At 70.3% G+C, this 12,902-nt stretch carries 15 protein-coding genes; 7 read left to right on the forward strand and 8 right to left on the reverse strand.

Translation table 11 applies throughout. The annotated features are described in order from the left end of the window. Positions 1 to 16 precede the first annotated feature (16 nt). The 5 genes from QZ753_RS11400 to QZ753_RS11420 all read right to left on the reverse strand — a co-directional run bounded on the left by QZ753_RS11400 (position 17) and on the right by QZ753_RS11420 (position 4,895). Positions 17 to 397, reverse strand: a complete 381-nt coding sequence (locus QZ753_RS11400) for a hypothetical protein (protein ID WP_294643816.1) — start codon at positions 395 to 397, stop codon at positions 17 to 19. Positions 398 to 562: 165 nt separating this feature from the next. Continuing rightward, entirely contained in the window at positions 563 to 3,100 is a 2,538-nt protein-coding gene (gene ctaD, locus QZ753_RS11405; protein ID WP_294643845.1) for a cytochrome c oxidase subunit I, read from the reverse strand. Positions 3,101 to 3,123: 23 nt separating this feature from the next. After that, positions 3,124 to 4,134 carry a c-type cytochrome gene (locus QZ753_RS11410; protein ID WP_294643819.1) on the reverse strand — a complete coding sequence of 337 codons (1,011 nt, stop codon included), beginning with the start codon at positions 4,132 to 4,134 and terminating at the stop codon, positions 3,124 to 3,126. A gap of 226 nt (positions 4,135 to 4,360) precedes the next feature. Next, positions 4,361 to 4,546, reverse strand: coding sequence for an Rmf/CrpP family protein (locus tag QZ753_RS11415; protein ID WP_294643821.1), 186 nt, complete (start codon positions 4,544 to 4,546; stop codon positions 4,361 to 4,363). 79 nt (positions 4,547 to 4,625) lie between these two features. After that, positions 4,626 to 4,895 (reverse strand): hypothetical protein, encoded by a 270-nt coding sequence (locus tag QZ753_RS11420; protein WP_055885360.1) that lies wholly within the window; start codon positions 4,893 to 4,895, stop codon positions 4,626 to 4,628. Positions 4,896 to 5,080: 185 nt separating this feature from the next. Between QZ753_RS11420 and QZ753_RS11425 the strand changes: the two genes are divergently transcribed. The 5 genes from QZ753_RS11425 (at position 5,081) to QZ753_RS11445 (ending at position 10,092) form a co-directional block, all read left to right on the forward strand. Next, positions 5,081 to 5,902 (forward strand): (Fe-S)-binding protein, encoded by an 822-nt coding sequence (locus QZ753_RS11425; RefSeq protein ID WP_294643826.1) that lies wholly within the window; start codon positions 5,081 to 5,083, stop codon positions 5,900 to 5,902. Beyond that, complete coding sequence (locus tag QZ753_RS11430) at positions 5,899 to 7,344, forward strand: LutB/LldF family L-lactate oxidation iron-sulfur protein (RefSeq protein WP_294643829.1); 1,446 nt, start codon at positions 5,899 to 5,901, stop codon at positions 7,342 to 7,344. The genes QZ753_RS11425 and QZ753_RS11430 overlap by 4 nt, the downstream gene beginning before the upstream one ends. Beyond that, positions 7,341 to 7,982: an LUD domain-containing protein gene (locus QZ753_RS11435; RefSeq protein ID WP_294643831.1), complete on the forward strand. Its 642-nt coding sequence runs from the start codon at positions 7,341 to 7,343 to the stop codon at positions 7,980 to 7,982. The genes QZ753_RS11430 and QZ753_RS11435 overlap by 4 nt, the downstream gene beginning before the upstream one ends. A gap of 119 nt (positions 7,983 to 8,101) precedes the next feature. Beyond that, positions 8,102 to 9,496 (forward strand): anthranilate synthase component I family protein, encoded by a 1,395-nt coding sequence (locus QZ753_RS11440; RefSeq protein WP_294643833.1) that lies wholly within the window; start codon positions 8,102 to 8,104, stop codon positions 9,494 to 9,496. Beyond that, positions 9,493 to 10,092 (forward strand): aminodeoxychorismate/anthranilate synthase component II, encoded by a 600-nt coding sequence (locus tag QZ753_RS11445; RefSeq protein WP_294643835.1) that lies wholly within the window; start codon positions 9,493 to 9,495, stop codon positions 10,090 to 10,092. Before QZ753_RS11440 ends, QZ753_RS11445 begins: the two co-directional genes overlap by 4 nt. On the opposite strand, the gene QZ753_RS11450 is transcribed toward QZ753_RS11445, so the two are convergent. Then, on the reverse strand, positions 10,077 to 10,316 hold the full coding sequence (locus QZ753_RS11450; protein ID WP_090965814.1) for a hypothetical protein: 240 nt from the start codon (positions 10,314 to 10,316) through the stop codon (positions 10,077 to 10,079). The two genes, QZ753_RS11445 and QZ753_RS11450, sit on opposite strands and share 16 nt — an antisense overlap. A gap of 153 nt (positions 10,317 to 10,469) precedes the next feature. Between QZ753_RS11450 and QZ753_RS11455 the strand changes: the two genes are divergently transcribed. After that, positions 10,470 to 10,667 (forward strand): hypothetical protein, encoded by a 198-nt coding sequence (locus QZ753_RS11455; protein WP_294643839.1) that lies wholly within the window; start codon positions 10,470 to 10,472, stop codon positions 10,665 to 10,667. A gap of 28 nt (positions 10,668 to 10,695) precedes the next feature. Continuing rightward, on the forward strand, positions 10,696 to 10,953 hold the full coding sequence (locus QZ753_RS11460) for a hypothetical protein (RefSeq protein ID WP_294643841.1): 258 nt from the start codon (positions 10,696 to 10,698) through the stop codon (positions 10,951 to 10,953). Between the two features lie 41 nt (positions 10,954 to 10,994). Here the strand turns inward: QZ753_RS11460 and nth are convergent, their stop codons facing one another. Beyond that, on the reverse strand, positions 10,995 to 11,774 hold the full coding sequence (nth, locus tag QZ753_RS11465; RefSeq protein ID WP_294643842.1) for a Fe-S cluster assembly protein HesB: 780 nt from the start codon (positions 11,772 to 11,774) through the stop codon (positions 10,995 to 10,997). A gap of 66 nt (positions 11,775 to 11,840) precedes the next feature. Continuing rightward, on the reverse strand, positions 11,841 to 12,722 hold the full coding sequence (locus tag QZ753_RS11470; RefSeq protein ID WP_294643844.1) for a LysR family transcriptional regulator: 882 nt from the start codon (positions 12,720 to 12,722) through the stop codon (positions 11,841 to 11,843). Positions 12,723 to 12,902: the final 180 nt, after the last annotated feature.

Below are 12,902 nucleotides of genomic sequence, written 5' to 3' on the forward strand. Positions count from 1 at the left end.
CGGCTGAGGGCGGGGCTCACCGGCAGTCCGCCACGAGCAGCGCCGGCAGCGCGGTGAAGATGATGGCGAGGAACGACAGGCCCGACAGGAGCACGGAGGCCAGTTCCATCTGGCGCTCGCGGTCGTCGTCGGTGGGCTGGTCGTGCGGCGGCTTCCCGCCGGCCTGCTTCCATTCGCGCCAGGCGCGGATGCCCGCGAACCAGCAGAAGACGAGGCCGGCGAAGGTCGCCACCGCGATCGCCGCACGCACGCCGCCGATCGGCTCGAAGATGTTGGTGTTGGGCGCGCAGACCACCGCGGCCGCGATGTAGCAGAACAGGAAGTGCAGCGCCCACACCGTGGGCGTCGCGATCATGGTGATGAGACTGTCGCGCGTGCCGCGCCGCAAGCCGAGCATATCAGAATGACTTTCGGAGCCGCCGGGCGGAGGGCGGCGGAGGAATTTTCGTCGTCGACAAGGCGCCGAGCACAGTCGATGCTGGCGGCTTGGCCAAGCATCGGCAACGCAGTTCGGCGGGGAAAAGATCTCGCTGCCCGACCCCGGAGGCTTCGAAAGTCATTCTCAGCCTCCACCGGCGACAAGCGGGAAGAAGGCGATGGTGGCCACCGTCACCAGGCCGGTCGCCATGGCGAAGTGCCAGTAGAGCGTCACGTTCGACAGGTCGATGTCGTGGCGCGGCGTCAGGAAGCCCCGGAACGAGCGGGCGAGGCAGTAGCCGACCATCAGCGTGCCGACGAAGGCGTGGATCGCGGTCCAGATGGCGAGGATCCAGACGGTCGCGGGATAGACGTGGGCGGTTGGCTGGAGCCCCGTCGCGTGCGGCCCCCAGAGGAGCGTTGCACCGGCGCCGAGCGAGGCGACAAACGAGAGCGCGAGGAGCGCGCGCGCGCCCCCGACGCTGCCCGCCTTCAGGACGCGGTGCGAGACGAGGCAGCTGCCCCAGGCGAGCGCGAAGAGGGCCAGCGACATCGTCGGCCACAGGAGGCCGGGCCCTTGCGTCCCCGCCGGCGGGAAGTCGGCATGGACGGTGAAGAAGAAGTAGTAGCCGAAGCACAGCGACAGGAAGGCCGTCGCATCGCCCATCATGGTGATGAACATCGCCCACCACGACACGGAGTGCGGGCCGGAAACGTAGAGCGGCAGCTCCAGCCCCAGGCCAACGTATTTCGTCTCCTTCTCAGGAATGACGGCCGTCGCCTTCCAGAGCCAGAACAGGATGACCGCGATGGCGACGACGAGCGCTGCGATCGTCACCGTCCACAGATGGAAGGTCGCGGCGATGAAGCAGGCGCCGAGGAAGATCGCCGCCCACATCGGCACGAACGAGGGACCGGGCACGCGCAGGCACTGGATCGGCTCGGCGTCGAGGACGCTCGTGACCAGCGTCTCGCGCTTTCCCTCCTGCGCGTCCGGCAGATAGAAGCGGCCCTTGTCCATGTCGTCGACGAAGCCCGGCTGGTCCCAGAGCGGGTAGCGGGATTTCACGATCGGCACCGAGCGCACGCCCCAAGGCTGGTCGGGGATCTCGCCCGACCATTCGATCGTGCCGGCGTTCCAGGGATTGCGGCTGGCGTAGGGGTCCTTGCGCGGCCGGAACATGTCGACGATCACGGTCAGGAAGCCGGCGGCGAAGATGAAGGCACCGACCGTCGAGATGAGGTTCGGGATCTCCAGCCCCATCTGTGCGGGATACGTATAGACCCGCCGCGGCATGCCGATCATGCCGGAATAGTGCATCGGGAAGAACGCGACGTTGAAGCCGATGAACATCAGCCAGAACGCGATCTTGCCCGCCGTGTCGTGGAGCTTCCGGGAGGCGACGATCGGCCAGTAGTAGTAGATGCCGGCGACGATCGGGAAGAGGACGCCGCCGAGGATCACGTAGTGGAGGTGCGCGACGACGAAGTAGGTGTCGTGTACCTGCCAGTCGAAGGGCGCGAGCGCCACCATGACGCCGGTGAGACCGCCGAGCACGAAGATGCCAAGCGCGCCGGACACGAACAGCATCGGCACAGAATAGATGACGTTGCCGGCAAGGCAGGTGGCAAGGAACACGAAGATCTGGACGCCCGTCGGGATCGCGACGGCCTCCGAAGCCGCCGAGAAGAAGCCGAGCGAGATCGCCGGCAGGCCGGTCGTGAACATGTGGTGGACCCAGAGCCCGAAGCTCAGGAATCCGGTGCCCACCGCCGCCAGCACGATCCAGGAATAGCCGAGCAGCGGGCGCCGCGCGAAGGTCGGGATGATCATCGCCAGCAGCGCGATCGCCGGCAGGAAGATGATGTAGACCTCCGGATGGCCGAAGATCCAGAACAGATGCTGCCAGAGCATCGGATCGCCGCCCCGCGTCGGGTCGAAGAAGGGCCAGTCGAACAGGCGCTCCATCTCGAACAGGATGTCGCCGGCGATCAGCGGCGGGAAGGCGAAGAGGATCATCGCCGCGACGACGAGCACGTACCAGGCGTAGAGCGGCATGAGGTTGAGGCGCATGCCGGGCGGGCGGCACTTCAGCGTTCCGACGATGAGCTCGACCGCCGCCGCGATCGAGGCGACCTCGATGAACGACAGGCCGAGTAGCCAGATGTCGGCGCCGTAGCCCGGCGTGAAGCGCGCCTGCGTCGTCAGCGGCGGGTACATGAACCAGCCGGAATTGGGCGCCTGCCCGAAGAAGATCGAGCCGCACACGAAGATGCCGCCGATCAGGAAGCACCAGTAGCCGAAGGCCGACAGGCGCGGGAACGGCAGGTCGCGCGCGCCGAGCATCTGCGGCAAGAGGATCACCGCCACCGCCTCGAAGATCGGGACGGCGAACAGGAACATCATCACGGTGCCGTGCAGCGTGTACACCTGGTTGTACATCGTCGCCGACAGGAAGTCGTTGTCGGGCACCGCGAGCTGCACGCGGATCAGGAGCCCCAAGACGCCCGCGAACAGCATGAAGGCGAACGAGGTGACTGTGTACCAGACGCCGACCGTCGTGTTGTTGACGTCGGACCAGTAGCGCCAGCCGGGCGGGGTGTCCCAGACCTTGATCAGGCGCTCCTGCTGCCCCTTGCGGACGGCCTCGTCCTCCTGGTCCGGGTCTTGCGGACGACGCATGGCGTTCAGTTCGACGGCCGCGCTCATTTCAGAGTCTCCAGCCATTCGGCCATGGAACGGGTCTCGGCCTGCGGCAGCGTCGCGAACGACGGCATCTGGACGCCCGGCTTCTCGTGTTCTGTGAGCGCGATGAAGCGCTGGATGTTGTCGACGGTCATCGGCAGGATGCCGGCGCCCAGTGTTTCACGTGAAGCCAGATGCGTGAGATCGGGTCCGACGAGGCCCGCGGAACCCGTGCCGCGCACCTGATGGCAGGCACCGCAGCCGTTGGCCTCGAAGGCGGCGCGGCCGGGATGGTCGAGGACGGCGGCGGGGGCCCGCTCGGCCTCGACGCGCGCGGCGAAATCGGCCTCCGAGACGACCTTCACCACGAAGCGCATCTGTGCGTGCGCATCGCCGCAGAACTCGGCGCAGATGCCGTGGAACGTGCCGGTCCGTGTCGGCTCGAGGACGATGCGCGTGATGCGGCCGGGGATCGTGTCCACCTTGCCGGCGATGTTGGGCACCCAGAAGGAATGGATTACGTCGGGGCTCGACAGGAGGATCTCGGTGCGCTTGCCGACCGGGATCCAGAGCTCGTTGGCCGAGGGCACGCCCTCGCCCGACAGGACCTTGGCGACGCCCGGCGTGTCAGGCGCCTCATAGTGCACCCGCCACCAGAAGCGCTCGCCGGAGACCGCAATGCGCGGCCCGTCGGCGGGCGCGCGGAAGCCCGGCATCATCTGGAGGCCGAAGACGAGGAGCACGGTGAGGACGACCACCGGGAAGGCGACGCCGCCCCAGAGGATCAGCTTGGTGCCGGTGCGCTCGCTATGGGCCTTCGGGCGGACCTTGGTCGCGTAGACCGACAGGCCCATGACGAAGAGCCAGATCAGGACCGCGCCGCCCAGCATCCACCAGAAAAGATGAAGGACCCTTTCGGACTCCGTGCCCGCCGGATCGAAGGTCGACTGCGGGCCGCGACAGGCGGCGAGCGCGAGGCCGGCCCCTGCCAGGGCGACCGATCGAGCGATCCACGCGGATTGGGTGTGCAAGCGTTTCAGGTCGGCCCCCATGCTCGGACCGACGAGGCGCCCCCGCGCCGCGATCCCCCTCGGCGGTCGACGCAGCCAAAGGTTGGCCGTCCGCTCCTTCAGGACCTATGGCGCGCGACACATTCGGCCAGTGCATGGCTGGCGGGTTTGGGCACAATGCCGCAAAGCCGGCGGATTGCGCCGCCGACCTCACGAGGACGTGATGAATATTCGGTCGGAAGGCCGGTCAGTGGCGCGTTTCGCGCTCGTGATCGGCATCGTGGGAATGGTCCGCGGGGCGCGCGTTCAGCCCCTGCGTCCAGCCCTCCATCCACTCGTTGCGCAGCGTCGAGCCGGCCGGGTATTCGCAGGCCGACTTCGGCACGTTGTTCTGGAAGGCGAGCTTGCCCTGCTGGAATGCATCGGTTGCCATAGGTAACGGCTCCTGTCCGGTTTCAGGCACGCAAAACGGACGGGATGCGGCAAGTGTTCCCGGATGGTGCGACGGATCGTCATATCCGCAGGCCGGTTCCGAGCCCCATGGAGGCGAGGATCAGCGCGGCGTCGGGCTCGGCCTCGCCGACCGGAATGCCCAGTCCGTCGCGCACCGCCATCACCGCGATCTCGGCGTCCGTCGTGTCCGGCACGTCGAAGATGCGGATGCCCACCTCGCCGAGGTCGTCCTCCTGGCGGCAGCGGCGGGCGTGAGCGCGCGCGTCCACCACCGAGCGGAAGGCCTGAAACTTGCGGACGTCCTCGTAGTCCATGCGCACAACGAACATTTCTTGGGCCTCCGTTGCTGTTGAGGAAAAGTTAAGCATGGCTTCGTCCGATCGCCAAGCGAAACTCTCATGACAGCCGGCGGCATCCCCACCCATGGTGTACGGCCGGCGCCAGAAGCGGCTTGCAACGCCGGGCGGGTGGGCCCACAACCAGCCGATACCGCCGGAGAGGACTGGTCGAGGACATGACCGCGCAGACCCAACCGACGCCGGGGCGCCCGCCCGCCGGCGAAGCGCCGCGCGTCGCGCTCTTCGTGACCTGCCTCGTCAACGTGATGCGTCCGGCCGTCGCCGAGGCGACGCGCGAGCTGCTTCTCGCGGCCGGCGCCCGCGTCGAGGTGCCCCTCGACCAGACCTGCTGCGGCCAGCCCGCCTTCAATTCCGGCGACGAGGCGGACGGCCGGGCGATGGCCCGCCGTCAGATCGAGGCGCTGGAGGGCTACGACTATGTCGTCGCCCCGTCCGGCTCCTGCATCGGCACGATCCGCCACACATACCCCGAGACCTTCGCGGGCGAAGCGGTCTGGGCCCCGCGTGCCGAACGGCTGGCCGCGCGCGCCTTCGAGATCACGAGCTTCCTCGTCGACGTCCTCGGCTTCCGTCCCGAGTCGATCCGCCCGGTCGACGCCCGCGCGACCTATCACGACACCTGTTCGGGCCTGCGCGAGCTCGGCGTCCACGATCAGCCGCGCCGGCTTCTGGGCAGCGTTCCGGGGCTGGAAATGGTGCCGCTGCCGGATGCGAACGTGTGCTGCGGCTTCGGCGGCACGTTCTGCGTGAAGTATCCGGCGATCTCCAATGCCGTCGTCGACGAGAAGGCGCGCGCGATCGAGGGCACCGGCGCCGACATCCTTCTCGGGGGCGATCTCGGCTGCCTGATGAACATGGCCGGGCGGCTCGGGCGACGCGGCTCGAGCGTCCGGGCCTTCCACACGGTGGAGGCGCTGACCGGGCGGCTCGCAACACCGGCGATCGGCGAGGTGCCCGGCCGGGAGACGAAGCGATGAGCGCCACCAGCCAGCGGGCCGAGCTCGACTTCCACGCCCGCACCCGCGAAGCCCTTGCCGACGACTGGCTGAAGGTCGCGATCGACCGGACGACCGGCACCGCCCGCACCAAGCGCGCGGCGATCGTCGGCCAGTGGCCGGATTTTTCGGTGGCGCGCGAGCGCGGCCGCGCCATCAAGGACCACGTCGTCGCCAACCTCGGGCACTACCTCGCCGAGTTCGAGCGCAACGCCGCGGCGAACGGAGCGGTCGTGCACTACGCCGCGACCTCGGACGAGGCCTGCCGCATCGTCGTCGACCTCTGCCGCAAGGCGGGCGCGAAAAGCGCGACGCGCTCGAAATCGATGCTCGGCGAGGAGATCGGCCTGCCGCGCGCCTTGGAGGCGGCCGGCATCGAGCGGGTCGAGACGGATCTTGCCGAGCATATCGTCCAGCTCGCGGGCGAGCGACCGAGCCACATCATCTGGCCGGCCATGCACAAGACGCGCGAGCAGATCTCCGAACTCTTCAAGGCGTCCCACGCCGAGCCGCACCGCGAGGAAACGGCGGAGGCGATGGCCGCGTCCGCCCGGCGGCACCTGCGCCGGCGCTTCCTCGCCGCCGAGGTCGGCATTTCCGGCGCCAACTTCCTCGTCGCCGATACGGGCTCGGTCTGCACCGTGACCAACGAGGGCAACGCCGAGATGACGACGACGCCGCCGCGCGTCCACATCGTCACGGCGGGCATCGAGAAGCTGGTGCCCTCCATGGGCCACGCGGCGATGATGCTGCGGCTTCTCGTGCGCTCGGCGACGGGCGCGGCGCTCACGCAGTACACGACCTTCCACACCGGGCCGAAGCGGGCGGGCGACCTCGACGGGCCGGAGGAGATGCACATCGTCCTCGTCGACAACGGGCGCACGAGGATGCTCGCCGACCATGCGCTGCGCGACATGCTCCGCTGCATCCGCTGCGGCGCCTGCATGAACCATTGCCCGGTGTTCAACCAGATCGGCGGCCACGCCTATGGCGGCACCTATCCCGGCCCGATGGGGGCGGTGCTCACCCCCGTCTTCGACGGGCTGACGGAGAAGACCCGCGATCTCGCCCATGCCTGCACCCTGAATGGGCGCTGCCGCGAGGTCTGCCCGGTCGACATTCCGCTGCCGACCCTCATCAAGGGCTGGCGCGAGCGGAGCTGGCGGGAGGGGCTGGAGCCGCGCTCGATGCGCTACGGCTTGAGCCTCTTCACCCTCGCCGCGACGCGTCCGCGCCTCTATCGCCTCGGCACGGCACTGGCCGGGCGGGTGCTGCGCGCGATGGGCGGCCGGCGCGGCGCGATCGCGAAGCTCCCGGGTCTTGCGGGCGCCTGGACACTCCACCGCGACATGCCGGCGCCGCCGCCGGGGCCGACCTTCCTGGAACAGGAGGCCGCGCGGCAGAAGCGCGCGAGAGACGCATGAGCGCGCGCGAGACGATCTTTTCCGCGATCGGCCGTGCCCTCGGCAAGCCGGCGGACCCCGCCGCCGTCCGGGCCGAGGCCGACGCGCTGCTCGCCGAGCCGGAGCGGGTGCGCCCGCGTCTGCCCGAGGGCGATCCCGTCGCCCTGTTCGAGGCGGCCGTGAAGCGCCTGCCGCCGGGCGCATCCTCGGAGCGCCTCGGGAGCCTCGGCGACGTGCCGGCCGCCTGCGCGCGGCGCCTTGATGCGCTCAGCCTCGCGCCCGCCTTGAAGATCCAGCCGCTGCCCGATCTCGAGCGCCTCGACTGGCCGGCGGCGGGCCTTGCCCCCTCCGCCGAGGTCGACGACCGCGTGTCGGTGTCGATGGCGGAGCGAGGGATCGCCGAGACCGCGAGCCTCGTCCTGCGCTCCGGGCCTGAGATGGCGATCCTCGATGCCTTCCTGCCGCTGCACCACATCGCGGTGCTGCGGGTGCGCGATATCGTCGCCTATCTCGAGGATGCGGTGGCCGGGGCGGATCTCGCCCGCTCGCGCAACCTCGTCGTCGTCACCGGCCCGAGCGGCACAACCGACATCGAGGGCAGCCTCGTGATCGGCGTCCACGGGCCGGCGACGTTGCACATCCTTCTGATCGAGGGCTAAGAAGCGGGGACGACCGGGCCCGGTCGCCGACGGGTCGGCCTCGCGCCTCTCGTCCGGCACCGATGGCCGCGAACTTCACCATACCGGTTTGCCGGGCGATGCTGTAGGAGCCTCGCTCCATGTGGCAGCGGACGATCGACATCCCCTCTTCCGCCGAGGCGGCGGCGCGGCTGCGCGGGCTCGGCGGCCTCGCGTGGCTGGACTCCGCCCGCCCGCATCCGCGAAACGGCCGCTGGTCGATCCTCGCCGCCGCGCCCTTCGCGCGCTTCGACGCCGGTCTTGCCGGCGCGCGGCTCGACGGCGCCCCCCTCGGCCCACCGCCGTTCGAGGCGCTCGATGCGCTGCTCCGGCGCTACCGGAGCGAGCCGCGGGCCGACGCTCCGCCCTTTGCCGGCGGCCTCGTCGGCACGATCGACTTCGAGGCCGGCCATCTCGTGGAGACCCTCCATCGGCCGGCGGGCTTCGACGCGCAGCGCCCGCTCCTCGGCTTCGGCCTCTACGACACCGCACTCGTCATCGACCACGAGGACGACACCGCCCGTCTCGTCTCCGCCGGCTTCTCGGCGGCGCTCGACGCGGCTGCGCCCTTGGCCGACCGGCAGCGGCACGCCGGGGAACGGCTCGATCTCTTCGAGGCTGCGCTTACAAGGCCTGCGCCCGCCCCCGTCGCCCTGCCTGCCGACATGCCCCTCTGGCGTTCGAGCCGGGATGCCGCCGCCTACGCGGCCGATGTGGAGCGCGTGAAGGCGCTGATCCTCGACGGCGAGGTCTATCAGGCCAACCTGTCGCGCCGGCTCCGGGCCGCGCTGCCCGCGGGTTTCGACCCGTTCGCTCTGTACCTGCGGCTGCGCGCCGTGAACCCGGCGCCCTACGCCGCCTTTCTCGAGGAGCCGCAGCGCACGGTCGCCTCGGCCTCGCCCGAGCTCTTCCTGCGCCTTCGCGATGGCCATGTGGAGACGCGGCCGATCAAGGGGACGATCCGGCGCGCGGGCGACGAGGTGGCCGACCGGGCCGCCGCCGCGGCCCTTCTCGCCTCGCCGAAGGACCGGGCCGAGAACGTCATGATCGTCGATCTCCTGCGCAACGACCTGTCGCGGGTGTGCGAGCCGGATTCGGTCGACGTGCCCGAACTGTGCGCGCTGGAGTCCTATGCCGGGCTGCATCACCTCGTGTCGGCCGTGACCGGACGCCTCCGGCCGGGCCTCGGCATCGGGGCGTTGATCGCCGCCGCCTTTCCCGGCGGCTCGATCACCGGCGCGCCGAAGATCCGCGCGACCGACATCGTGGCCGCCATCGAAGGGGCGCCGCGCAGGCTCTACTGCGGCTCGGTCGCCGCGCTCTCGTTCTGCGGCGCGGCGGACCTGTCGATCGCCATCCGCACGCTGGAGTTCGAACGGGGCGCGGTGTCGTTCGGCACCGGCGGCGGCGTCACGATCCTGTCCGACGGACCGGCGGAATGGGCGGAGACCGAGACCAAGGCGGCGCGCATCCTCGCTGCATTCGAGGCCCCATGATCCTCGTCCTCGACAACTACGACAGCTTCACCCACAACCTCGCGCGCTATCTCGAGCGACACGGCGCGGCGGTCTCGGTGGTGCGCAGCGACCGGATCGATCTGGCCGGCATCCGTGCTCTCGCCCCCGAGGCTTTGGTCCTGTCGCCCGGCCCCTGCGGCCCGGCGGAGGCTGGCGTCTGCCTGGAGGCGGTCGGCGCCCTGTCGGGCCATCTCCCGATCCTCGGCGTCTGCCTCGGGCATCAGGTGATCGGCCTGCAGTTCGGGGGGCGCGTCGAGCGCGCGCAGGAGCCGATGCACGGGCGCGCCTCGCCGCTCGACCACGACGGCGCGGACCTGTTCGAGGGCCTCGCCCGGCCGTTCGAGGCCGGGCGCTACCATTCGCTGATCGTGCGCGAAACGGACGAGATGGCGGAGCACCTGAGGGTCACCGCCCGCTCGCCGGCTGGCGAGATCATGGCCCTGTCGCACCGCGACCATCCGACCTTCGGAATCCAGTTCCACCCCGAATCCGTGCTGACGCCGGACGGCGACCGGCTTCTCCGGCAGTTCCTTCAGCGCTCCAGCGCCTGGTGGGAGGCTCAGGCCGGCAGTTGACGCCCGAGGCGACGGCCGGACGCCGTCAAGCGGAACCAGCACGTATCGCGCCATCCGATCGCGACCGACACGAGCCCGAGCGCGTGAAGCTCCAGGCAGCGGCGCAGCTCGTCGGTGGCCAGATCCCCGGTGTGGAGGCCGACGCTATCGCGCGCCGGGCCGTCGTCGAGCCGTCGCAGCATCTCGCCCTGACCCTCGGTGATCTCGCTCAGGCGTATCCTCATGGCGGCCTCCTGCCGGCGGTTGGGTGGGTGCCGGCGGGCCAGCGTTCCCCGCAAGCCTTGCGCGAACGTGTGGCTGCATTGCGAACGCGCCGGGAACCCCGGCGGGGCTGCCAGCGTCCTCCTCCCGAACAGGTCAGTCGAGGGAGACGCAGCATGAGCGGAGAAACGCACGGTTCGGCCCCGCATACCGGTCGCGGCGAACCCGAGGGCGACAAGGCCAAGAGTGACAAGCCCAAGACGCCTGGCGCCGGCCCCCACGCCAAACCCGAACTCACCAACCCCGATGCAACCCCCGGCGCGGGCAGCCTGCCGGACGACGGCGAGGCCGGCGACGACGCCGGTGCCGGCTGACCGCGACAATCTCGAAGAGGGACGACCCATGTCGATGCAAGAGAACGACGCCGACCGCCCCAACCCGATCCTGCCCGAGCTGATCGGCGAGGACGGGCTTGTCCAGCCGCGCGACGGGGCGCGGCCCGAGGGCACGCCGCCCCTGCCACCGATCGCCGAGGACAAGCGCACGCCCGGCGACCAGGAACGGCCGATGACGCAGGAGGAGGAACTCGACGAGGCGCTGGACGACACGTTCCCGGCCTCCGACCCGATCGCTCCCAGCCGGATCGACGGGCCGCTCTGACCGATCGGCGACCGCCGGGCCCGCGCGAACGGGCCCGGCGGTCAGTTCACCTGGAAGGTGCTCGGGCAGATGTCAGCCAGCGTGCAGCGGCCGCAGGCCGGGCGCCGATGGTGGCAGACCTTCTGCCCGTGCAGCATCAGCACCTCATGGTTGTCGTAGAGGTCCTGCGCGCTCCAGTCGCCCGACAGTTGCGCCCGCAGAACCGGATGGGACGGGCCGACCGCGACCTCGGCGCCGATCAGCCCGAGCCGGATCGCGACGCGGTGGTGATGGCTGTCCACCGGCAGGGCGGGCATGCGCAGCGTCGAGAAGGATAGGACCGCGGCGCTGGTCTTCGGTCCGACGCCCGGCAGCGCCTCCAGCCACGCCCGAGCCGCCTCCGGCGCCATGTCGGCGAGAAAGCCGAGATCGAGCTGTCCCGCCCGCTCGCGCACGCCGGCCAGGATCGCCTGGATGCGGGGCGCCTTCAGCTCGGGCCAGCGCACGCCATGGATCAGCGCCTCCACCTCGTCGGTCGGCGCGGCGATCACGTCGGCCCAGTCGGGAAAGCGTTGCCGCAGCGCCTTGAAGGCGCGACCCGAATCGGCGTTGCGCGTCCGGTGCGAGAGGAGCGAGGACACGAGTTCGCTCAAGGGATCGAGGTCGTGGAAGTAGCCGATCGGGCAGCCGTAGACGGCGCAGAGCCGGTCGTGGACGAGGCGCGCCTTGGCGACGAGCTCGGTCGAGGCATCCCCCGCCGGGGCGGAGGGCGCACGGCGTGGCGAGCGGCGCTTCGGCGGCACGCCGGATTCCGGGGTCGGGACGTCAAATTTTTGTTCCATTCGAATCGAATCCACCGCGATTCCGGGAGGTTCCCGGATTTCGCCCCTGCGGCGATCGGCGCTTCGTTAGCCGGGTTGCGGCCGCTCGCCTTCGAGAAGCGGGCGCTCGGCCGCGACCCGCTCGGCGAGATAGTCCATCAGCGCGCGCACGCGCGGCACATGGCGAAGGTCGGCATGGGTCAGGAGCCAGAGATCGGTCGCGAAGCGCTCGTCCGGGTCCCCGATCCGCCGCAGCGAGGCGCGCGCGTCGCCGACGAAGCAGGGCAGGTAGCCGCGGCCGAGCCCCGCCTCGACCGCCTCGGCCAGACCCAGCACCGTGTTGACGCGGTAGCCGATCCGCTCTGGGGGAATCGTCGCCGCGACATGCCGCACCACGGCCATGCCGCCCATCGCGTCGCCGAGCGATACGAAATCCTCCGTCTCCCCTGTTCGCCCTTCGTAGAGCGCCCAGGCGATGCGAGCGCTCTTGCGGCCGACCAGCGTGTCGGGCGGCCGGTCGGTGGCGCGGATCGCGACGTCCGCATCGCGCTTCGACAGGTTCAGCGCCGGATTGCCGAGCACGACATCGAGCCGCACCGCCGGGCAATGGCGGCGGAAGCCGGCAAACAGCGGCGTCAGGAAATGCACGAGGAGCGAATCGTTGGTGGTGACCCGAACCTCGCCGGACGGCAGCGGCTCGCGGCCCGCGAAGCGGAGCGCGGCGGCGTCCACCGCCTCGGCCACGATGCGCGCGACCGCCGCGATCTCCTCGCCGGCGCTTGTCGGCACGAGCCGCGCGCCAGCGCGCTCGAACAGCGCGCAGCCCATCGCCGCCTCGATCTGGCGCAGCCGCCGGAACACGGTGGAATGGGCGACATGGAGCCGGTCGGCCGCGGCCGGCAGCGTGCCCGTCTCGGCCACTGCGCCGACGAGCCGCAGGTCGTCCCACGCCAGTCGATCGAGTTCCATGCCTCCTGCCCTCTCCAAAGCTGCAAGCGCAGCATTGCACGGATGCAATCAGGCTGCACCTGACGCAGAGCCGTCATTGCGATTATGTTGGGTCCACGCAACGCGATCCAGGGAGATCCGACATGAGCCACGGCATCCACCACGTTACCGCCATCGCCGGTCCCGCCGCGCGCAACGTGC

It is taken from the genome of uncultured Aureimonas sp., from assembly GCF_913775355.1.
Taxonomy (GTDB): domain Bacteria; phylum Pseudomonadota; class Alphaproteobacteria; order Rhizobiales; family Rhizobiaceae; genus Aureimonas.